The organism is Occultella aeris, from assembly GCF_902703175.1.
In the GTDB taxonomy this organism is placed as follows: Bacteria; Actinomycetota; Actinomycetes; order Actinomycetales; family Beutenbergiaceae; genus Occultella; species Occultella aeris.
Genome location: NZ_CACRYJ010000071.1, coordinates 16,355 through 37,664, shown reverse-complemented (window position 1 = coordinate 37,664; position 21,310 = coordinate 16,355). Strand labels below are relative to the sequence as shown.

Sequence of the window (21,310 nt, the reverse complement as noted above, 5' to 3'; positions counted from 1 at the left end):
CCGGGCGTGGATCAGTCCGTGACCGTGCGCAGGTGCCGCAACAGGCCCTCGGTGAGGTCGGCGTCCACGGCGCACGCGACACCGTCGAGCGTGGTGACGGGGACCACCAGCCGGACGCTCGAGGTGAGCCAGAGGCCGTCCGCGTCCGCCAGTTCCGCCACGCCGAGACGGCGTTCGCTGGTCCGCAGACCCCGGCCGGCGAAGAAGTCGAACGCCCGCGCCTGGGTTGTTCCGGCGAGGATCGCCTGGTCGGTGGGCGGCGTGATGACCTCGTCGCCGATGCGCACCAGGACGTTCGCCGTCGGCCCTTCGAGGACGGCGCCGTCGGAGCTGACGAAGATCACGTCGTCGGCGTCGCGGCTGCGCGCGTGCCGCAGGGCGGCCATATTGATCGCGTAGGAGAGCGTCTTGGCGCCCTGCAGCAGCCACGGGGCGCGCTGGGCGACGTCCGCCGGGAAGCCCCGGTCGAGGGTGATGACCCGGACCCCGTCGCGCCGGGCGGTGCTCATGTCGGGCGCGGCGCTGAGCCGAACCCAGCCCGTGGCCACGCCGGTCCCCTCCACGCCGCGGGTGAGCACGGTCTTCGCGCCGGCCTCCGCGGCGAGCGTGCCCGCCGAGCGCGCGGCCTCGACGGCGGCCAGGACCGCCTCGCGCCAGACGTCCAGGCGCGGCGCCGGCAGCTCGAGCTGCGCCGCGGACCGCGCGAACCGGAGCAGGTGGGCATCGAGGGCCTGCGGATGTCCGTCGATCACCCCGATCGTCTCGAACACCCCGTCCCCGCGGACGGCGCCGAGGTCGTTGACGTCCAGGTGCGGCACGGTCGGGTCGGCCAGGGCGAAGCCCGGCCCGGCGACCGGCTCGCCCTCGGTGGGAGCGCTGACCAGGACGAGCACGGGTTCTGTCGACACAGCCGAAAGCATAGGCGCGGCGACCTAGAGAACGGCAGCGCCGTCGTCGTCGACCCTTCGGCGACCAGCCAGGCCATGAACGTTTTATGACACTTGGCTGTGATCAATCTCATGGAGACGTTGGTTAGGTAAGGCTTTGCTCACCCATAGGGTGAACGTGTCCAGGCCGAGCACGACTCGGTCGCCTTCCCGACATCACGCGCCGAAGGACTGATCCATGTCACCCCGTCCCACCCTCGCCCATGCCCCCAGCAGCCGACGAGCCACCCGCGGCCTCGTGGCCGCCCTGGCCGCCGCCTGCGTGCTCGCCCTCGCGGCCTGTGGCGGGGAGGCCACCGCCGGCGACGAGACGACCGCCGAGGACGTCACCACCGCTGAGGCCACGTCCGTCGAGGTCGAGGACAACAACGGCACCCAGACGATCGACCTGCCGCTGGAGTCGATCGTCGCGACCGACAACCGCACGTTCGAGACCCTCTCGGACTGGGGCGTCGAGTTGTCCGCCGCGGCCGTGTCGCTGATGCCCGACACCATCGCCTACACCCAGGACGAGACGATCATCGACCTCGGCAACCACAACGAGCCGGACCTCGAGGCCGTCGTCGCCGTCGCACCCGACCTGATCGTCAACGGCCAGCGTTTCGCCCAGTACCACGACGACTTCGTGGACCTGGCCCCGGACGCCGTCATCCTCGAGCTCGACCCGCGTGACGGCGAGCCGTTCGACTCCGAACTGCGTCGGCAGATCACGGTGCTCGGTGAGGTCTTCGGCCATCAGGACGACGCCGAGCAGTTGATCGCGGACTTCGACGCCGCGATAGCACGCGTCGAGGCCGCCTACTCCGCCGACAGCACGGTCATGGCCGTCAACACCTCCGGCGGCGAGATCGGCTACATCGCACCCGGCATCGGCCGCGCACTCGGGCCGCTCTTCGACATCTTCGGCTTCACCCCGGCCCTCGAGGTGCCCGAGGGCACCGACGACCACCAGGGTGACGACATCTCCGTGGAGGCCATCGCAGACTCCAACCCCGACTGGATCCTCGTCATGGACCGCGACGCCGCCATCAGCGCGGACGACCCGGCCTACGTGCCCGGCGCGGAGATCCTCGAGGGATCCGAGGCGCTGGCGAACGTCACCGCCGTCACCGAGGGCAATATCGTCTACATGCCGGCGGACACCTACACCAACGAGGGCATCCAGACCTACACGGAGTTCCTCAACACCCTCGCCGACGCGCTCGAGGGCAAAGCCTGAGCCGGGCGACGTGACCACGACCCTCTCCAAAGCGACGCCGGGTCGCGCCGAGGGCCGCCTCTTCGACTGGAGGCTGCTCCTCGGCGCGCTCGGCGTCGCCGTGCTGCTCGTCGTCTCGTTGTTCACCGGGCAGTTCGACATCTTCGGCGACCCGGACGGCGCCAGGATGTTCGCCATCACTCGCATCCCGAGGACCCTCGCGCTGGTTCTCGCCGGGGCCGCGATGTCCATGTGCGGGCTCATGATGCAGCTGCTCACCCAGAACCGGTTCGTCGAGCCGACCACCACCGGGACCACCGAGTGGGCCGGCCTCGGCCTGCTCGGCGTGATGGTGCTGTTCCCGGGCGCGAGCATCGCCGCCCGGATGGGCGGAGCGGTCCTCGCCGCGTTCGTCGGGACGTTCGTCTTCTTCCTGTTCCTGCGCCGGGTCTCGCTGAAGTCCTCGCTGATCGTGCCGATCGTCGGGATCATGTTCGGCGCCGTGGTCGGCTCGGTGTCCACCTTCATCGCGCTGCAGACGGACATGCTGCAGAGCCTCGGCATCTGGTTCGCGGGGAGCTTCACCTCGGTCATGCGCGGCCAGTACGAGGCGCTCTGGATCGTGGCGGTCGTGGTGGTCGCGGTCTTCCTCGTCGCGGACAGGTTCACGGTGGCCGGGCTCGGCAAGGAGGTCGCCACGAACGTCGGCCTGAACTACGACCGGGTCATCATGCTCGGGACCGGACTCATCGCCATCGCGACCGGCGTCGTCACCGTGGTGGTGGGGAACCTGCCGTTCCTCGGCCTGATCGTGCCGAACATCGTCTCGATGTTCCGGGGCGACGACCTGCGCAGCAACCTGCCGTGGGTGTGTCTGTTGGGGATCGCCATCGTGACCGTGTGCGACCTGGTCGGACGGACGATCATCGCGCCGTTCGAGGTGCCGGTCTCGCTCATCCTCGGCGTCGTCGGCGCCGTCGCGTTCATCGCCCTCCTGTTGCGGCAGCGACGTCATGGCTGAGGCCACGATCACCCGGCCGGCCGCCGAGCGCCGCACCCCGCCGGTGCGCCGGCGCACGTCGGGATCTTTCCCGCACCCGCGCGCACGCCGCCGCTACTGGATCGTGCTGTCCGTCCTCGTCGTGCTCGCCGTCGGGTTCGCCTTCGGTCTGCTCGCGTGGGACAACCCGCTGCCGGTCGGGTCCGACGGGTTCTGGCGGATCGCCCAGATGCGCGCGACGTCCATCCTGGTGATGGCGATCGTCGCCGTCTGCCAGGCAACGGCGACCGTGAGCTTCCAGACGGCCACGAACAACCGGATCATCACGCCGTCGATCATGGGCTTCGAATCGCTCTACATCGCCATCCAGACGTCCGCGATCTACTTCCTCGGCGTCACCGGGCTCGTCGCGCTGACCGGGCTGCCCCAGTTCGTGCTTCAGGTGGCCGTCATGGTCGGCCTGTCCCTGCTGCTGTACGGGTGGCTGCTCTCGGGGCGGTACGGGAACCTGCAGATCATGTTGCTGATCGGCATCATCATCGGCGGCGGGCTCGGGTCGATCTCGACGTTCATGCAGCGGCTGCTCACCCCGAGCGACTTCGACGTGCTCACCGCGCGCCTGTTCGGCTCCGTCTCCAATGCGGACCCGGACTACTTCCCGGTGGCGATCCCGTTGTGCGTCGTGGCCTCGGTCGCGCTGTGGCTGCGGTCCCATCGGCTGAACGTCCTCACCCTCGGCCGCGAGGCGACGATCAACCTCGGACTGAACCACAAGTCCGAGATCATGAAGGTGCTGTTCCTCGTGTCCCTGCTGATGGCCACGTCGACGGCGTTGGTCGGCCCGATGACGTTCCTCGGCTTCCTCGTGGCTACTCTCGCCTACCAGTTCGCCGGCTCCGCCGATCATCGGCACATCTTCCCGGTGGCGGTGCTCACCGGCTTCGTGGTGCTGGCCGGCGCGTACTTCATCATGAAGAACGTCTTCTACGCCCAGGGCGTCGTCTCGATCATCATCGAGCTCGTCGGCGGGTCGGTGTTCCTCTTCGTCATCCTCAGGAAGGGCCGGCTGTGATCACCCTGACCAACGTACGCAAGAGCTACGGCGACGAGGTGACGATCGGGCCGGTCGACCTGCAGATCCCGACGGGTGGCATCACGGCGCTGGTCGGCCCCAACGGGGCGGGCAAGTCGACCCTGCTGACGATGATCGGGCGGCTGATGGGCATGGACGAGGGCGCGATCGAGATCGCGGGCTTCGACGTCGCGTCCACCGCCTCGAAGGACCTCGCCAAGATCGTGTCGATCCTGCGGCAGGAGAACCACTTCATCACGCGGCTGACGGTCCGACAGCTGGTCGGCTTCGGGCGGTTCCCGTACTCGAAGGGCCGGCTGACGCAGCACTGCGAGGACACGATCAGCAAGGCGATCGACTTCCTCGAGCTGACGGACCTCGAGCACCGGTACCTCGACCAGCTCTCCGGCGGGCAGCGCCAGCGTGCCTATGTGGCGATGGTGCTCTGCCAGGAGACCGACCACGTACTGCTCGACGAGCCCTTGAACAACCTCGACATGAAGCACTCGGTGCAGATGATGCGGCACCTGAAGCGTGCGGCGACCGAGCTCGGCCGGACGATCATCGTGGTGCTGCACGACATCAACTTCGCCGGGCAGTACTCCGACCACATCTGCGCGGTCAAGGACGGGCGGGTGGTCGAGTTCGGCACCCCGGATGTGATCATGACCGATGAGGTCCTGACCCGGGTCTTCGACACCGACGTGCAGGTCATCGACGGGCCGAACGGGGCGCTGGCGGTGTACTACTGAGCCCTATCGGCCCGCAGCCCCGCAGCTGATGGCCATCACGCGCTACTGGCGCCTGCGGCGTGTGCCTCAGTGGCCAACCCCGCGGCGAGTTCGTGCTCGCTCACGCAGGTACACGATGCGCGCAGCAAGGTCCGCGGCGCTCAGTGATTCGAGGACTGAGCGCTGCCAGCGAAGCTCGTCCTGGACGACTTCGTGTGCTGTCTCATCAGCCAGCGGTGGGAAGGAGGTTTGGTCGACGGCTCTGGGGATGCGTTCGTAGGCGTCGTCGAGCAGACGGTGCGCTCCCCACGCGGCGTCCTCGTGGGATCCACGAAGTGCCCTGACCGCGTGGAACAGGGCGGCCAGTTCGTCGCGGTCGTCGATGTCTACGCGCTCTTCCAAGGTGTCGGCGACCATCGGCAGCCTTGAGCGGTCCCCGTCGAACAAGTCCCAGATGACGCGGAGGTACTCCTGGCCCGCGGGGTCTCGTGTTGGGCGCATCGACAAGATGCTCTCGACGCAGATAAGGATGAAGATCGCCTGAGTCTCGAGCGGAAGTGCTTCACGCTGCGCCTCCAACGCTCTCCACGCCGCGAACGGATCATCGACCGAGTCCATGAGGGGAAAGGTACTCGCGTGCAGTTCTCGACCCGGAGAGGGAGAGTGGCGAGCACCACGGGCGCCGCGGTCGTCACGTGAGCCGACCGCTTGCGCGCTACGGTGGCGGCCATGGCGACCCTGTTCACCCGCATCATCGACGGCGACATCCCCGGCCGGTTCGTCTGGGCCGATGAGATCTGCGTCGCGTTCCTGACGATCCAACCACGCCGGCTCGGACACACCATGGTGGTCCCGCGGGCGGAGGTCGACCAGTGGGTCGACCTCCCGGCGGACGTGGCCGCGCACGTCTTCGCGGTGGCGCAGATGATCGGTGTGGCACAGCGGAGCGCGTTCGACGCTCAGCGGATCGGGGTGCTGATCGAAGGCTATGAGGTCCCCCACGCCCACGTGCACGTGTGGCCGAGCCGGACCCCGGATGATTTCGACCTGCGCAATGTCATGCGCGAGGTCCCCGATGCGGACGCCGATCGGGCGGCCGCAACGTTACGGGAGCAGCTCCGGCGCGACGGGCACGCCGAGTTCGTGCCCGAGCACTGACCTCGGCAGGTGCTGAGACGCAGCCTGGGCCTTTGGGTCTCCCATCCGGGCACCCGTTGACTCGGCCACCCCTGGCCAGGGCAGCCTTGACTCGCCCCTCCTCGCCTGGAGCCAAGTGTTTGTCCACAGCCCAGTACCCGATGTCGCACGTGTGTTCTAGAGTTGGAGCATGGAGTCACGCACCGACGAAGAGCGGCTCACCGACGCTGAGGCGGCCGCACTCGCAGCCGCCGACCGCGCCGACGCTGCCGCCGAGTGCGCCTCCTGGCTGGATGCGGACGGCGAGCTGACCGTCCCGATCGACTGGCTGGAGGAGGTGCCGGAGGAGCTCCTCGCGGAGATCTTCGGAGTTCCCGCCACGGAGCCCGGCGTCCCGTATCCGGCCGAAGCAGAATCCAGGACCGTCGACGCCGACGACCTTGCCGGACTCGCCCCTGGGCCCGAGCTGCTGGGGCTGCTGCTGGCGGCGGACAGTCGGCGCGGAGACTCGTACACCACGCTCGAGGAGATGGCAGCCTGGGACCGAGTCAGCTCGTGGGCGGCCGGCAAGGTCCGCGAACGCGCCTCCCTTGTGGGACAGGACGTGCGGCTTGAACTGGGTCCGGCGGCCGCACGCACGGCCGGGACGAAGCACACGAACTTCGCCGGCGAGGAGGTGGCCATGCGGCTCGGCTGCTCCAACAACGCGGCCGCAACCTGATCCGAACCGGCGATGCGCTGCGACACGAGTGCATCCCGACCGCCGACGCCCTCGCCGCCGGTGAGATCGACGTCGCGAAGGCCGAACTGATCGTGGCCGCCGTCGAGCACCTGTGCTCGGACCAGGCGATCGAGGTGCAGGGCATCGTCCTCCCCAAGGCACGGCACCGGCCGCACCATCAGGTCCGCCAAGATCTGGCGCGTGCGGTCGCGGAGGTGGACCACGCGCATTTCACCCAGCGAGCGCAGGAGGCGGCCAAGCGACGGCGGGTCGATCGCCCGAGACCGCTCGGCGACAGGATGAGTGGGCTCTACGCCGTCATGCCCACGCTGGACGCAGCGGCTGTGGACGCCGCCCTCGACGGTGCCGCGCGCGCTACGCGTGCCAACAGGGACCCGAGCACCATCGAACAGTTGCGGGCGGACTTCCTCGGCCTGTTCGGGCACACCGCCCTGGCCACCGGGACCATCTCGATCCAGCTCCCGGCGGGTACGGATGCTCCGATCGCCGGCGCGTCGGTGACGAACGCGCCTCCCGTGACGAACGGCCGGCCGTTCGCTGCGCCGTCCGGCACTGCCGTGTCCGGCCCGCCCGCTCCAGGCACCGCGGCCGGCCCGGTGACCCCAGCCGTGCCTGTCGGCGTCCCGTGCACCTTGCCACCGGTCACTCTCGGCCTGGTTGCCCCGTTCGACGCCGCCGCGCTCATGGCGGACGGTGTCGTGCCCACGGCTCGTGCGATCGCACGGTGTCTCGCGATCGCCGAGCGCACCGGAAGCGACCGGGAGGTGGTGATCAATGCGTTGAGCCCCGCCGGGATCGAGTGGTACCGCGACCGCGACCGCGTGCGCGAGGATGAGCGCCGGCAACGCGCGCGCAACGCGCCACCCGGGCCGGTGACTCCCATCGTCGGTGCGCTCCCTGGCATGCCCGTGCCCCCTCCACCGCAGGCGGGCGCTCCAACCGGCGCAGTCCTGTCCACCGGAACCGCCTCGCGCACGGGCACCGCTCCGCCCGCCGGCACGGCCTCGCCCACAGGCGCCGCTCCGCCCACCGGCGGAGCGCTCCGGACCGGCGCGGCTGCGGCCCACGGCACGCCCCTGCCCACGCCGCACCCGACGCCGAGGTACCAGCGCGTTGACCCCGGACTGTTCGAGGGCGGCGCCTACCTCCGCGGCGCCTGGCTGACAACGCCATCCGCGCTCGGGGCAGCGGCCACACCGCGGTCTGCGTTCGGCCTCGTCCTCTCCCGCAGCGAGGTAGATCTCACGTCGCCTCCCGCCTCCGAACCGGAGCCTACGCAGGCCGTCCCGCCGTCGGGCACGGTGCTGCACCGATACCCGATCAGCTCGTCGGCCGGCCGTCGGGCCCGGGTGGACGTCACAATGCCGATCACCACCCTCCTCGGCGGCGACGCCCCGGCGTACGTCACCGCGCTGGGGCCGATCCCGGCCAAGGACTCGCGCGCCTACGCCGCGCAGGCGACGCTACGCCGTCTGCTCACCGACCCCGCGTCCGGCACCATCCTGGACGTCGGCACCACGACCTACACTCCCCCGGTCGGGCTCGCGGACCACGTGCGCCAGCGCAACCAGATCTGCGTGGCCCCGGGCTGCTCGCAACCGGCCATCGACTCCGAACTCGACCACACGGTGCCCTACCCTGCCGGTCCGACGGCGGCACACAACCTCGGGCCACTGTGCAAGCGGCACCATCTGCTGAAGACGCACGCCCGCTACCGCCTCGTCCAGCCCACGCCCGGCGTGTTCGAGTGGACCACGCCCACCGGTCAGCGTTATCGCAAACTCGCAGGCTGGGACACGTTCCACCTCACCCGTGCGGCGGCCCCCGCAGGCGCGGATCGTCGGGACGGGCCGCCGCCGTTCTGACCGGCCGGCCACACTATGCTCGCCTCATGCCGACCTTTCTCATCCTCACCGAAGAAGCCCTCCGCGAGAGCGACGTGAAGAACATCCTCAATCTTCACGACGACCCGGACGCGACCTTCGAGGTACTGGTGCCGGCCGACACCGAGCGCAACATCGTCACCGACTTCATCGACCACCTGAGTCTGTTCGAGATGCGCGCGGCTTGGGATGCCCTCGTCCATCGTGCCGACAAGCAGAAGGCCGAGTTCACCGCGGACATCTCGCTCGGCGCGTCGCTGGAGCGTCTCGCCGCGGCCGGTGCGACGGCATCCGGCTCGGTCATCGCGGACGACCCGCTGCCGGCCGTGAAGCAGGCCGTCAACAACCTGAACGCTGCCGAGCTGATCGTGGTCACCCGGCCGCACGCCGTCGAGGACACGTTCCACCAGGACTGGGCCTCGCGAGCCCGCGACGAGCTCGGCGTGCCGGTGCTCCACTTCTACGCGGGTACCGACTTCGTCGGCTGACGCGCGACGACCCGTCCGCGCCCGGTTCAGAACCCGCTGTCGGTGGGCCGCGGGTAGTACGCCCGCAGCGCCCGCAACTGGTTGACCTGCGCCAGCAGCCGGTATGCCCACCGCTTCACGTTCCGGTCCTTGCGGTACTTCAGCGGGTGCACGGCACGGCGACGCCCCAGCACACCACGAGCCTGCGAGAGCAGCGCCGCGTCGCGCACGTACCGACCCAGCACGAACGTCGGGATGTACGCATAGATGCCCTCCGCCGTCGCCCGCTGTGGCTCGACCCGTCGACCACGGACCAGGTCCTCGACGAGCACCTGCGCGGTGCTCACCCCGCCGACGTTCGCGTAGTAGTGCGACCGCCCCAGGCGCGGGTTGATGTCCAGCAACCGGGCCCGGCCGTCCCGCGGGTCGATCTTGAAGTCGACACTCGCGAACCCGCGGAACCCCACCTCGGCGAGCACCGTGCGCACTGACTCCACGAGTTCGGCGTCGTAGTCGACCATGATGATCGCCGAGTTCCCGATGAAGGTTGGCTGGTGCATCGCCAGCAACACCCGCCCGGAGGCGGCCATCGTGAGGTCCCCGTGGGAGTCGACGTAGCAGTTCACCACCCGGTTCCACGTGTCGTCACCGGGCACGAGCTCCTGCAGCAGCATCGTCCCGCCGTACTCGGCGGCGGCGATCCGCTCCAGCTCGCGCACGAGCGTGTCGGCGTCGTCGAGCGCGTAGACCTTCCGCCGGCCCGCGAACTTCAGCTCCTCGAACTCGGCGCCCGCGAACGGCTTCATCACGATCGGGAACGTCAGCTGCGCCGCTGCGGCCCGCCACGCCGGCTCGTCCCTCGGCAGCGCCGTGACCGCCATGGTGGCCGGCGCGAGGATCCCGAGCCGCTCCAGCACCGCGTACATCGAGGTCTTGTCCGCAAGGGCCTCCACGGTCGCCGCGTCGGCGAACGGGATCACGTAGCTCTCCTCGAGCCGCGCCCGATGCCGCAGCACGAACGCGAGCTGGTGGTCGGAGTTGACGACCAGGATCCGGTCCGCGCCGGGGTGCGCCGCGGCAACGGTGTCGAGCGCCGCGAGGATCCTGTCGTCGTCGGCGCCGTCGCCGATCAGCACGTTGTCCAGGATCGCCGAGTCGTTGATCGGCCCCCGCGGCAGCTCGCTGATGACGACCGACCGCACCCCGTACGCCTCGTGGAAGGACCGCGCCATCGCGTAGATGCCGAGGTCGGTGCCGAGCAGCACCGGGCAGAGCGTCCGGTTGGTCATGGGCGCGCGTCCTCCGTGCGGTTCTGGCGGGTGGGTGGTTCGCTGCGCGGGGCCGATGCCCGACGGCGGAACGTGGGTGAGTCTAGCGGCCCACCTTCGGCGCGCCTCTCGTGGGTTGGCCCCGCGCGGCTTAGCCTGAACAAGTGAACGTGCAGCAGACGCCGGTCGCGCCCCCCGACTTCGAGGCGGCTCTGTTGAGCCTGCGTGGGCACCGCATGCGTCCGGAGTTCCACCTCGAGGAGGTGCCGGCTCCGACGCGGATCGCGCCGTACGCCCTGGCACTCACGGGGGAGGTCAACCCGACCCGCGACCCGGACGACATGCTCGGCAACGGACGGTTCGTGGTGCTCTACGACCCCGAGGGCCAGGAGGCCTGGAACGGCGAGTTCCGGGTGATCATCATGGCCCGGGCGGAGCTGGAGCCCGAGTTCTCCGCGGACCCGATGCTCGGCGAGGTGGGCTGGTCCTGGCTCACCGACGCGCTCGAGGCAGAGGGCGCCGAGCACCACTCGCTCTCCGGCACCGTCACCCGCGTGCTCTCGGAGACCTTCGGCGGCCTGCACCTTCGGTCCGGCGAGGTGGAGATCGAGATTCGGGCCTCCTGGACCCCGGAGGGCACCGACCTGGCACCGCACCTGCGTGCCTGGGCGCTGCTGTCCTGCCAGACTGCCGGTCTACCGCCGATCCCGGACAACGTGAGCCCACTGAACAGGAAGCGATGACCGACGACGAGCCCGCGGCCCCAGAACTACGCCCCCTCCTCGAGCCGGCGGGTGGGGTACCCGAGGTCACCAGCACCGCCGCCGCCCTGGACGAGGTCACCGAGCGGATGGCCGCCGGCACCGGGCCGGTCGCCGTGGATGCCGAACGTGCGTCCGGCTACCGGTACGGCCAGCACGCCTACCTCGTGCAGATCCGTCGCGCCGGCGCCGGCACCGCCCTCATCGATCCGCGCGAGCTCCCGGACCTCAGCGGGCTGAGTGCCGCACTCGACGGCGTCGAGTGGGTTCTGCACGCGGCCAACCAGGACCTGCCGTGCCTCGCTGAACTGAACTTCACGCCGTCGCGCCTGTTCGACACCGAGCTGGCCGGCCGGCTCCTCGGCCGCGACCGGGTCGGCCTCGGCCCCATGGTCGCCGGCGAGCTCGGTTTCGCCCTCGCGAAGGAACACTCGGCCGCCGACTGGTCCGAGCGTCCGCTGCCGGAGAGCTGGTTGCGCTACGCGGCCCTGGACGTCGAGGTACTCGTCGAGTTGCGCGACGTGCTCGCCGCTCAGCTCGCGGAGGCCGGAAAGCTCGACTGGGCCGAGCAGGAGTTCGAGGCGATCCGCGTCGCGCCACCACCCTCGCCGCGGATCGACCCGTGGCGCCGCACCTCCGGCACGCACCTGGTCCGCGACACCCAGGGCCTCGCGATCGTGCGCGAGCTCTGGCACACGCGAGAGATCGAGGCCGAGCGCGCCGATATCTCCCCCGGCCGGATCCTCCCAGACGCCGCGATCGTCGCCGCCGCGCAGGCCAAGCCCCGTAGCCAGGCTGCGCTCGCCGAGCTCCGCCCGTTCAAGAACCGCGGCGCCGCCCGCCGCCTGCCCACCTGGGCCGCGGCCGTCGCCCGAGCGCTCACGCTGGGTCCCGCGGACCTACCGGCGAAGCGGACCCCGCTCGGCGACACCCTGCCCCCGCCGCGCGCCTGGCGGGACCGCAACCCCGAGGGTGCCGTCCGCCTCGAGAACGTCCGCCACGACGTGCGTGAGCTCGCCGACAGCCTCGACGTTCCGCAGGAGAACCTCCTCACCCCGGAGTTCCAGCGACGGATCGCGTGGGCGCCACCGCGTCGGGTCACCCCGGAGACGGTGTCGATCGCACTCACCGACCTTGGGGCTCGCCCCTGGCAGGTCGATCTCGTCTCCGAACCGATCGCACGAGCCCTGCTGGCCCCGCCCCGGCCCAAGGAGCCGGAGCAGGCGCCCGAGAGCGCCGACGAAGCCTGATCAGCCTTGGCCCGTCGGGTGCCGCGGCGCCGTTGGCCCCGCGTTCGGCCTGGTCACAGCCCCGCGGCGGCGGCCGGGTACGAAATCGGGGCTGCATTCCGGCGCACGATGACGTACGGTCGATGGCGATCTGCACTCGATTAGGGGAGGCATCATGCACCCTCAGAAGGCACATCCATCCACCGGCGCCACGACCCGGCGCGGCGGCCGTCGCTCCCACGGGCGCGTCATCGGCATCCTGATCGGGGTGAGCGCACTCGCTGTCGCGGTGCCCGGCCCGGCCGGAGCCGCCGGAAACGGTGCGGCCCTCGACGAGGCCGCGCACAACGAGCCAGGTACCTACGAACTGGACATCACCGACCGTTCGCAGGCCCTCGAAGCGATCGGCGAGCTGCCCGGCGTGGCGCCGGTGAGCTTCACCGATCTCATCGCGAGCCGTACCGGTGAGACCAGCGAGTGCGGCGAGTCCTGCCGCGCCTGGCCCGACGACCTGAACACCGACGACCGCTGGTACCCGCAGGGGCTCGCCGGCAGCGGGGAGTCCAACTGGGCGCAGGCACCGGCCACCGAGGTACTGGTCTCGGCCTGGTACGAGCGCACCTCCCCCGACGACCACGCCGCGGTGGACTCGGCGCTGACGTTCGTCTCCACCGACGACTGGCGATACCGCACCGTCCCGCTCCGACTGCCGGTGCAGACCGACGACGGCTGGACCACGCAGCCGCTGGCCAGCCACAACGGCGGCGTCGCCTGGGCCGGTCCCTACCTGTACGTGGCCGCGACCGACCGCATCCACAGGTTCGACCTGCGCACGGCGATGACCGACGACGAGGGCTACTTCCTCGTCCCGGACCGCACCTACGTCGGCGTCGACCAGGGTCCGTACGGGGTCCCGAGGCTGTCCTCGATCTCCACAGACTGGACCGGGGAGCCCGCGCTGGTCTCGTCCGAGTACGCGGCCGACGACGTCACGACCGAGGTCGTCCGGTGGCCGTTGACCGACTCGGGTGACCTGGCCGGTCAGGACGGGATCGTCGGATCACAGACCAACTTCTGGATCGACAAGGACTCCTCGATCGACAAGGTCCAGGGCGTCGCCGCACAGGACGGCGTCTACCTGTTCAGCGGCTCCGCGGGCACCCTCGACCTCGCCCGGGTGGGCACCCAGACGGACCGGGACACGCTGATCTGGGGCCGGACCGGTACGGACACCCACATCCCGCAGGATCTGTACATCGGCGCGGCGAACGTCTACGGCCAGACGGAGGAGCCGGGCCACCGCAACCTCTTCTGGCAGGCACAGGAGGACGTGCTGCCCTGACCACCGGCCGGCGTCAGTACACCAGCAGCCCACGCTCGCGGAACTGTTCCCGTACCCGCTCGGTGAGTTCCGGTGTGGGCGGCTGGGTGTCGGCGAGGTCGTAGGCGAGAGCGCACCGTGCCCACTTCTCGCGGCCCATCTGGTGGAACGGCAGCACCTCGACGCGCTCGACCCCGGCCAGTGACGCGGCGTAATCGGCCACCAGTGACACGTTGTCCGGATCGTCCGTCAGGCCCGGGACCAGCACGAACCGGATCCATGTCGCGATCCCACGGTCGCTCAGCCGCCGCCCAAATCGCAGCGTCGGCGCCAGGTCCCGACCTGTCACGCGCCGATAGGTCTCCGGGTCCCCGGACTTGACGTCCAGCAGGACGAGGTCGGTGACCTCGAGCATCGCGTCCGTGGCGTTCGCACCGAGGTATCCGGAGGTGTCGAGCGTGGTGTGCACGCCCAGCTCCTTCGTCCCAGCCAGGATGCGGCCGAGGAACGTCGGCTGCATCAGCGCCTCACCGCCGGAGACGGTCAGTCCACCGCCGGTTGCGGCGAACACGTGCCGGTACCGGCCCACCCGGGCCAGAACGTCCTCGACCGACGTCAGCCGCCCGTCGCGCATCCGCCAGGTGTCCGGGTTGTGGCAGTACAGGCACCGCAACGGGCACCCGGACAGGAACAGCGTCATCCGGGTCCCCGGTCCGTCCACCGCGGTCACGAGTTCCCAGGAGTGCACCGATCCGAGGTCCCCGAGCCGGATCCGGGCGAGCCGGATGGACCGGTCCGCACCCATCGCCGTCGGCGCCACGCTCATCAGAGGCTCCCGTGGAACGTCCGCGAGAGCACGTCGAGCTGCTGTTCGCGAGTCAGCCTGACGAAGTTCACGGCGTACCCGGACACCCGGATCGTCAGTTGCGGGTATTTCTCCGGGTGCTCCATGGCGTCCTCGAGGGTCTCCCGGTTCAACACATTCACGTTGAGGTGGAACCCGCCGCTGCCCACGTACGCGTCAAGTAGTCCGCGCAGGTTGGAAACCTGCTCCTCCGCAGTGCGGCCGAGCCCACTCGGCACCACCGTGGTGGTGAGCGAGATGCCGTCCCGGGCCTCGCTGTAGGGCAGCTTCGCCACGCTCAGTGCCGCGGCGAGCATCCCGTGCGTGTCCCGCCCGTTCATCGGGTTCGCGCCGGGCGCGAACGGTTCCCCGGTGCGTCGGCCGTCCGGGGTGTTCCCGGTGTGCTTGCCGTAGACGACGTTCGAGGTGATCGTCAGCACCGACTGGGTGTGCACGGAGTCGCGGTAGGTGGCGCGCCCGCGGATCTTCGCCATGAAGGAACGCACCAGGTCGACGGCGATCTCGTCGGCCAGGTCGTCGTCGTTGCCGTACCGCGGGTGGTCACCCGTGACCTCGTAGTCGACGACGAGGCCACGCTCGTCCCGGATGGGGCGCACCCTCGCATACCGGATCGCAGCGAGCGAGTCCGCGGCGACGCTCAGCCCTGCGATCCCGCAGGCCATGGTGCGCAGGACGTCCCGGTCGTGCAACGCCATCTCGAGCCGCTCGTAGGCGTACTTGTCGTGCATGTAATGGATGCAGTTGAGCGCGTCCACGTAGGTCTCGGCGAGCCAGTCCAGCAGCCCGTCGTACCGGGCCCGCACGTCGGCGTAGTCGAGGAGGTCACCGGTCACGGGCGCGGTCTCGGGGGCCACCTGCTGGCCGGTGATCTCGTCCCTGCCGCCGTTGATCGCGTACAGCAGCGCCTTCGCGATGTTCACCCGGGCGCCGAAGAACTGCATCTGCTTGCCGATCGCCATGGCTGATACGCAGCAGGCGATGCCTGCGTCGTCACCCAGGTCGCCGCGGATCAGCTCGTCGGACTCGTACTGGATCGCGGAGGTGTCGATCGACACCTTGGCGCAGAACCGTTTGAAGGCTTCGGGCAGCAACGGGCTCCACAGCACCGTCAGGTTCGGCTCCGGCGCGGGCCCGAGGTTGTACAGCGTCTGCAACATCCGGAACGAGTTCCTGGTGACCAGGGTCCGCCCGTCGGTGCTCATGCCGCCGATCGACTCGGTGACCCAGGTCGGGTCCCCGGAGAACAGTGCGTCATACTCCGGCGTGCGTAGGAACCGCACGATCCGCAGCTTGATGACCAGGTCGTCGATCAGTTCCTGCGCCGCGGTCTCGTCGAGTACTCCCGCCTCGAGGTCCCGCTGCAGGTAGACGTCCAGGAACGTCGAGGTCCGGCCCAAGGACATGGCCGCTCCGTTCTGGTCCTTCACCGCGGCCAGGAACGCGAAGTACAGCCACTGCACCGCCTCCACGGCGGTGCGCGCCGGCCGGGAGACGTCGAACCCGTAACTGGCCGACATCGTCCGGAGATCCTCCAGTGCCCGGATTTGCTCGGCGTTCTCCTCGCGGCACCTGATCACGTCCTCGACCGAGGGCAGTTCGTCCAACTCAGCCCGCTCGCGGCGCTTGTCCTCGATCAGCGCGTCCACGCCGTAGAGCGCGAGGCGCCGGTAGTCGCCGATGATCCGGCCGCGACCATAGGCGTCCGGCAGGCCGGTGATGATGTGGCTGGACCGGGCCCGGCGCACGGCAGGCGGGTAGACGTCGAACACGCCGGCGTTGTGGGTCTTGCGGTACTGGGTGAACACCCTCGCGAGGTCGGGATCCACCGGGTAGCCGTACGTCTGCAACGCGGTCTCGACCATCCGCCAGCCGCCGTTCGGCATGATTGCGCGCTTCAGCGGGGCGTCGGTCTGCAGCCCGACGATGATCTCGTCGTCGCGGTCGATGTAGCCCGGGCCGTGCGACGTGATGGTCGACGGCGTCGCGGCATCGACGTCGTACACACCGCGCTCGCGCTCGTCCGGGAACATCGCCAGGAGCCGGCCCCAGACACGTGTGGTCCGCTCGGTGGGCCCGGCCAGGAAGTCTCCGTCGCCGGTGTAGGGCGTGTAGTTGCGCTGGATGAAGTCGCGCACGTCGATACGTTCCTGCCACGGACCGGCTGCGAAGTCGTGCCAGGCCTCGTGGGCCGCCCGGTCCTGCGTCGTGATGCTCATCGTGCGCTTCCCTTCACTCGGTCCACCTGCTGCACCTTCGAGCCTAGGAACGCCGGACCACGTTCCCCCGGGACCAAAGACCGCCCGGGCTGGTGTGCCTGATCACATCGGCGGCGGGTAGAGTGGCCCCAGAGTTACCTAGTACTCGCAGTCCCACATCAAGTCCCGCCGTTGTGACCCGGAGGTCGCCGCCATGCCCCTGCTCGGTCGAGACGTCGTCCTCGTGGACGCGGTCCGCTCCCCCTTCGGACGGGCCAGGCCCGACGGCCTGTACGCCCACACCCGCGCGGACGACATCGCCGTCGCGGTCGTACGGGACCTGCTCCGGCGCAACCCCGGCGTCCCGGTCAACTCCATCGGTGACGTCGCCATCGCCGCCACCACCCAGTCCGGCGATCAGGGCCTGACCCTCGGCCGCACTGTCGCCCTGCTGGCCGGGCTGCCGACCACGGTCCCGGGCTTCGCGATCGACCGCATGTGCGCGGGCGCGATGACAGCCGTCACCACGCTCGCGTCCGGTATCGCCGTCGGTGCCGTCGACGCCGCCCTGGCCGGCGGCGTCGAACACATGGGCCGTCACCCCCTCGGCCGTGACGCGGAGCCGAACCCCCGGTTCGTCGCCGAGCGCATCGTCTCCCCGGACGCCCTGGTGATGGGCGCGACCGCGGAGAACCTCCACGACCGGTTCCCGGCCCTGACGAAGGAACGGGCGGACGCCTTCGGGGCGGCCTCCCAGGCGAAGTACGCGACGGCGCTGGCCGCCGGGCACATCGCCGGCGACCTCGTCCCGGTCGGCGTGCCCGACCCCGACCGCGGCTGGGGTCTGGCCACGGCCGATGAGCCGCCCCGGCCCGGCACCACGGTCGAGGGCATGGCCGGCCTGCCGACCCCGTTCCGGCCGGGCGGGCGGGTCACCGCTGCGACGTCCTCGCCGCTGACGGACGGGGCGACGGCGGCCCTGCTGGTCGCGGGCGACGTCGCCGCCGCGTGGGGCCTGGCCCCGAAGCTGCGCCTGGTCTCCTACGCGTACGCCGGCGTCCCGCCCGAGGTGATGGGTCTCGGTCCGGTGCCGGCCACCGAGCGCGCCCTGGAGCTCGCGGGCCTGTCCATCTCCGACATCGGCCTGTTCGAGCTGAACGAGGCGTTCGCCGTGCAGGTGCTCTCGTTCCTGGACGCGTTCGGCATCGCCGACGACGACCCTCGGGTCAACCCCTACGGTGGCGCGATCGCCGTCGGGCACCCGCTCGCCGCGTCCGGCGTACGCCTGATGTCCCAGCTCGCCCACCAGTTCGCCGCGCACCCGGAGGTCCGCTACGGCGTCACCGCGATGTGCGTGGGCCTGGGCCAGGGTGGCTCGGTCATCTGGGAGAACCCCCACCACCCCGACTACACCGTTGCCACCGAGGAGAACAACCGATGAGCGAGCGCATCACCCGCGCCCTGGTCCGCGACGTCCAGCTCGAGGATCTCGGCACCCTGGCCCTGATCACCCTCGACAACGGCCTCGACTTCACGAAGCCGAACACGCTCGGCGCCGGCGGCATGGCGTCGCTGCGGGAGGCCGTCGAGGCCGTCGCGGCCCGCGCCGCCGCCGGAGAGATCGTCGCCGCCGCCGTCACCGGCAAGCCGTTCCACTTCGCGGCCGGCGCCGACCTGAAGGCGGCAGCCGGCATCACGACGACCGAGCAGGCCCGGGAGATCGCCGAGGCGGGGCACGACGCCTACCGGATCCTCACCGACATGGCCGTGCCGACCTTCGCCTACGTCGGCGGGGTCGCCCTCGGCGGCGGCATGGAACTGGCTCTCTCGGCCACGTACCGGACCGTCGCCGGCTCGGTGCGCAACCTCGGCCTGCCCGAGGTGTTCCTCGGCCTGATCCCGGGATGGGGCGGGACGTTCCTGGCGCCGCACCTGATCGGCATCGAGAAGGCACTGGCCGTGGTGGTGGAGAACCCGCTGCGCAACAACCGCCAGCTCAAGGCCGACGAGGCCGTCGGGCTCGGCCTGATGGATGTCGCCCTGGAGCCAGCGGACTTCCTGGCCGAGTCGCTGCGCTGGAGCGCCCGCGTACTTCGCGGGCAAATCACTCCCACCCGTCCCGAGCCGATCGACGACACCGGCCGCGCCCGGTGGCTCGAGGCTGTCGACGCGGCCCGGGCCAAGGTGGACGCCCGCCTCCAGGGCGCCGCACCGGCCCCGTACGTGGCCCTCGACCTGCTCGCACTCGCCGCGGACGGTGACAAGGACGCGTCGTTCGCCGCCGAGAACGACGCCCTGGCCGACCTGATCGTCTCGCCGGAGTTCAAAGCCGGTGTGTACGCGTTCAACCTGACGTCCTCCCGCGCCAAGCGGCCGGTGGGTGCGCCGCCCACGGAACTGGCCCGGCCGGTGCGTTCCGTCGGCGTGGTCGGTGCGGGACTGATGGCCTCCCAGCTGGCGCTGCTGTTCGCGCGCCGGATGCGGGTGCCGGTGATCATGCGGGATCTGGACGCCGAGCGCGCCGAGAAGGGCCTCGGGTTCGTCCGGGCCGAGGTGGCCAAACTCGCCGAGCAGGGCCGGATCGGCACTGACGAGGCGAACCGGATCACCTCCCTGGTGACGGCGACCACCGAACTGGCCGATCTCGCCGACCGCGACCTCGTCATCGAGGCGGTCTTCGAGGAACTCGATGTGAAGAAGAAGGTGTTCGCCGAGCTCGAGACGGTCGTCGGTGCGGACACGATCCTCGCCACGAACACGTCCGCGCTGTCGATCACGGCCATGGCTGCCGACCTCGCCCATCCCGAGCGGGTCGTCGGGCTGCACTTCTTCAACCCGGTCGCGCAGATGCCGCTCGTCGAGGTGATCCGCGCCGAACGGACCGACGACGCCGCCTACGCCACCGCGTTCGCCGTCGCCAAGGCATCGGGCAAGTCGGCGATCGCCGTCGCCGACGCGCCCGGATTCGTCGTGAACCGGCTGCTCGTGCGCCTGCTCGGCGAGGTCCTCGGTGCCCTCGAGGACGGCACCGACGTGCCCACCGCCGACGCCGCGCTGCGGCCGCTCGGCCTGCCCATGGGGCCGTTCCAGCTGCTGCAGCTCGTCGGCCCTGCCGTCGCCATGCACGTCCTTGACACGCTGCGCGAGAACCTCGGCGACCGATACCCGACGTCGCCCGGGCTGGCCCGGATGGTCACCGACGGCGCCGCCTTCGTCACCTATGAGGGCCGTCCCACGGCGGCCTCACCGGTGGACCCGGCGATCGAGCGCTACTTCGGGTCGCGGTCCGGCCGGGCATACACGGCGCCGGAACTGCTGGACCGGGTCGGCGGCGCCCTCGCGGAGGAGGTCACGCTGATGCTGGACGAGCAGGTGGTCTCCGACGCGGCCGACATCGACCTCGGGATGATCCTCGGCGCCGGTTGGCCGTTCCACCTGGGTGGGATCACGCCGTACCTACGCCGGTCGGGTCACCTGCCCCGTGACGTGGCTAGCTGAGCCCTCTCGAACAGGGACGGCTGCGGTGGGGCGTGGGTCGGGTCGACGCCGTCGAACAGGCTGCTGACCGACTCACCCTCATGGATCCGCCGGATCGCCTCGGCGAACAGCTGGGAAACGGACCGAACGACCAGCGAGTGCCAGTCGCCCGGCGCGGGCACCGTGTCCGTGGTGACCACCTCGGTGATCATCGGGTGCTCGCCCAGGCGGGCCACGGCATTGCCGGTGAACAGGCCGTGGGTGCAGGCGACCGACGCCTCGTGGCAACCCTCCTCCGCGAGCTTGGCCATCAGCTCGACGATCGAGCCTCCGGTCGCGATCTCGTCGTCGAGCACGATCGCCCGCTTGCCGGCGACGTCGCCCACGATGGCGTCGATGACCACCTTGTCGTCCGCGAGCCGCCGCTTGCTGCCCGCGGCCACCGGTAGGCCGAGCAGCCGCGCGAACTGCGTCGCAGTCTTCGCGTTGCCCAGGTCCGGCGAGACCACGATCGAGTCGGACAGGTCACGGCCGCGGTAGTGGTCGGCGAGCACCCCGAGGGCTGTCAGGTGGTCCACCGGCACCGAGAAGAACCCGTGCACCTGCGGCGAGTGCAGCGTCATGGTGAGGATCCGGTCCGCTCCCGCGGCGACCAGCATGTCCGCGACCAGGCGCCCGCCGAGGGAGATCCGGGACGCGTCCTTCTTGTCCGACCGGGCGTAGGCGAAGTGCGGGATCACCGCCGTGATCTGCGCGGCCGAGGCGCCCTTGGCCGCGTCGATCATCAGGAGTAGCTCCATCAGGTGCTCCTGAGTGGGTGGCACCAGTGGCTGCACGATGTACACGTCCCGCTGACGGCAGTTCGCCAGCAGCTGCGCCTGCAGGCAGTCGTTGCTGAACCGGGACGTCTCCGACGGGGACACCTCGATCCCGAGCTCGTCACAGATCAGCCGAGCGAGCGCGGGATGCGCGCTACCGGTGAACACCACAATGTCTCGCATGCACATGCCTCTCGGG

The 21,310-nt window shown here is 70.3% G+C and carries 19 protein-coding genes; 13 read left to right on the top strand and 6 right to left on the bottom strand.

Annotation, left to right across the window (positions count from 1 at the left end; genetic code table 11):
• Positions 1-11 precede the first annotated feature (11 nt).
• Positions 12-908: an aminodeoxychorismate lyase gene (locus tag HALOF300_RS25820; RefSeq protein ID WP_231955784.1), complete on the bottom strand. Its 897-nt coding sequence runs from the start codon at positions 906-908 to the stop codon at positions 12-14.
• A 217-nt stretch (positions 909-1,125) separates the two neighbouring features.
• Here HALOF300_RS25820 and HALOF300_RS25815 point away from each other — a divergent pair, with 217 nt between their 5' ends.
• From HALOF300_RS25815 to HALOF300_RS25800, 4 genes are read left to right on the top strand one after another with little or no spacing between them, the layout of a single operon-like run.
• On the top strand, positions 1,126-2,166 hold the full coding sequence (locus HALOF300_RS25815; RefSeq protein WP_156743757.1) for a siderophore ABC transporter substrate-binding protein: 1,041 nt from the start codon (positions 1,126-1,128) through the stop codon (positions 2,164-2,166).
• A 10-nt stretch (positions 2,167-2,176) separates the two neighbouring features.
• On the top strand, positions 2,177-3,166 hold the full coding sequence (locus tag HALOF300_RS25810) for an ABC transporter permease (RefSeq protein ID WP_156743756.1): 990 nt from the start codon (positions 2,177-2,179) through the stop codon (positions 3,164-3,166).
• Complete coding sequence (locus HALOF300_RS25805; protein ID WP_156743755.1) at positions 3,159-4,217, top strand: iron chelate uptake ABC transporter family permease subunit; 1,059 nt, start codon at positions 3,159-3,161, stop codon at positions 4,215-4,217. Before HALOF300_RS25810 ends, HALOF300_RS25805 begins: the two co-directional genes overlap by 8 nt.
• Positions 4,214-4,969 (top strand): iron ABC transporter ATP-binding protein, encoded by a 756-nt coding sequence (locus tag HALOF300_RS25800; protein ID WP_156743754.1) that lies wholly within the window; start codon positions 4,214-4,216, stop codon positions 4,967-4,969. Before HALOF300_RS25805 ends, HALOF300_RS25800 begins: the two co-directional genes overlap by 4 nt.
• 66 nt (positions 4,970-5,035) lie before the next feature.
• Here the strand turns inward: HALOF300_RS25800 and HALOF300_RS25795 are convergent, their stop codons facing one another.
• On the bottom strand, positions 5,036-5,566 hold the full coding sequence (locus tag HALOF300_RS25795) for a hypothetical protein (protein WP_156743753.1): 531 nt from the start codon (positions 5,564-5,566) through the stop codon (positions 5,036-5,038).
• Between the two features lie 111 nt (positions 5,567-5,677).
• Between HALOF300_RS25795 and HALOF300_RS25790 the strand changes: the two genes are divergently transcribed.
• The 4 genes from HALOF300_RS25790 to HALOF300_RS25775 all read left to right on the top strand — a co-directional run bounded on the left by HALOF300_RS25790 (position 5,678) and on the right by HALOF300_RS25775 (position 9,198).
• Entirely contained in the window at positions 5,678-6,106 is a 429-nt protein-coding gene (locus HALOF300_RS25790; RefSeq protein WP_156743752.1) for an HIT family protein, read from the top strand.
• A 169-nt stretch (positions 6,107-6,275) separates the two neighbouring features.
• Complete coding sequence (locus HALOF300_RS25785; protein ID WP_156743751.1) at positions 6,276-6,806, top strand: hypothetical protein; 531 nt, start codon at positions 6,276-6,278, stop codon at positions 6,804-6,806.
• Complete coding sequence (locus tag HALOF300_RS25780; RefSeq protein ID WP_331716265.1) at positions 6,779-8,692, top strand: HNH endonuclease signature motif containing protein; 1,914 nt, start codon at positions 6,779-6,781, stop codon at positions 8,690-8,692. Before HALOF300_RS25785 ends, HALOF300_RS25780 begins: the two co-directional genes overlap by 28 nt.
• Positions 8,693-8,718: 26 nt before the next feature.
• Positions 8,719-9,198 carry a hypothetical protein gene (locus tag HALOF300_RS25775; protein ID WP_156743749.1) on the top strand — a complete coding sequence of 160 codons (480 nt, stop codon included), beginning with the start codon at positions 8,719-8,721 and terminating at the stop codon, positions 9,196-9,198.
• 26 nt (positions 9,199-9,224) lie between these two features.
• On the opposite strand, the gene HALOF300_RS25770 is transcribed toward HALOF300_RS25775, so the two are convergent.
• Entirely contained in the window at positions 9,225-10,466 is a 1,242-nt protein-coding gene (locus HALOF300_RS25770) for a carboxylate--amine ligase (RefSeq protein WP_156743748.1), read from the bottom strand.
• A 143-nt stretch (positions 10,467-10,609) separates the two neighbouring features.
• Between HALOF300_RS25770 and HALOF300_RS25765 the strand changes: the two genes are divergently transcribed.
• The 3 genes from HALOF300_RS25765 (at position 10,610) to HALOF300_RS25755 (ending at position 13,777) form a co-directional block, all read left to right on the top strand.
• The gene (locus HALOF300_RS25765; RefSeq protein ID WP_154794315.1) at positions 10,610-11,188 is read left to right on the top strand and encodes a DUF3000 domain-containing protein; all 579 of its coding nucleotides are present in this window, start codon (positions 10,610-10,612) and stop codon (positions 11,186-11,188) included.
• Positions 11,185-12,456, top strand: coding sequence for an HRDC domain-containing protein (locus HALOF300_RS25760; RefSeq protein ID WP_156743747.1), 1,272 nt, complete (start codon positions 11,185-11,187; stop codon positions 12,454-12,456). The genes HALOF300_RS25765 and HALOF300_RS25760 overlap by 4 nt, the downstream gene beginning before the upstream one ends.
• A gap of 154 nt (positions 12,457-12,610) precedes the next feature.
• Positions 12,611-13,777 carry a hypothetical protein gene (locus tag HALOF300_RS25755; RefSeq protein WP_156743746.1) on the top strand — a complete coding sequence of 389 codons (1,167 nt, stop codon included), beginning with the start codon at positions 12,611-12,613 and terminating at the stop codon, positions 13,775-13,777.
• Between the two features lie 13 nt (positions 13,778-13,790).
• Here HALOF300_RS25755 and pflA read toward each other — a convergent pair whose 3' ends face one another.
• Positions 13,791-14,582, bottom strand: coding sequence for a pyruvate formate-lyase-activating protein (gene pflA / locus HALOF300_RS25750; RefSeq protein ID WP_156743745.1), 792 nt, complete (start codon positions 14,580-14,582; stop codon positions 13,791-13,793).
• Positions 14,582-16,837 (bottom strand): formate C-acetyltransferase, encoded by a 2,256-nt coding sequence (pflB, locus tag HALOF300_RS25745; RefSeq protein ID WP_156743744.1) that lies wholly within the window; start codon positions 16,835-16,837, stop codon positions 14,582-14,584. The genes pflA and pflB overlap by 1 nt, the downstream gene beginning before the upstream one ends.
• A gap of 193 nt (positions 16,838-17,030) precedes the next feature.
• On the opposite strand from pflB, the gene HALOF300_RS25740 reads away from it, so the two are divergent.
• Positions 17,031-18,257: a thiolase family protein gene (locus tag HALOF300_RS25740; protein WP_156743743.1), complete on the top strand. Its 1,227-nt coding sequence runs from the start codon at positions 17,031-17,033 to the stop codon at positions 18,255-18,257.
• Positions 18,254-20,314, top strand: a complete 2,061-nt coding sequence (locus tag HALOF300_RS25735; protein ID WP_156743742.1) for a 3-hydroxyacyl-CoA dehydrogenase NAD-binding domain-containing protein — start codon at positions 18,254-18,256, stop codon at positions 20,312-20,314. Before HALOF300_RS25740 ends, HALOF300_RS25735 begins: the two co-directional genes overlap by 4 nt.
• Here HALOF300_RS25735 and HALOF300_RS25730 read toward each other — a convergent pair.
• A complete protein-coding gene (locus tag HALOF300_RS25730; RefSeq protein ID WP_156743741.1) occupies positions 20,287-21,294 on the bottom strand; it encodes a ribose-phosphate diphosphokinase in 1,008 nt (335 codons plus the stop codon). The two genes, HALOF300_RS25735 and HALOF300_RS25730, sit on opposite strands and share 28 nt — an antisense overlap.
• Positions 21,295-21,310 lie beyond the last annotated feature (16 nt).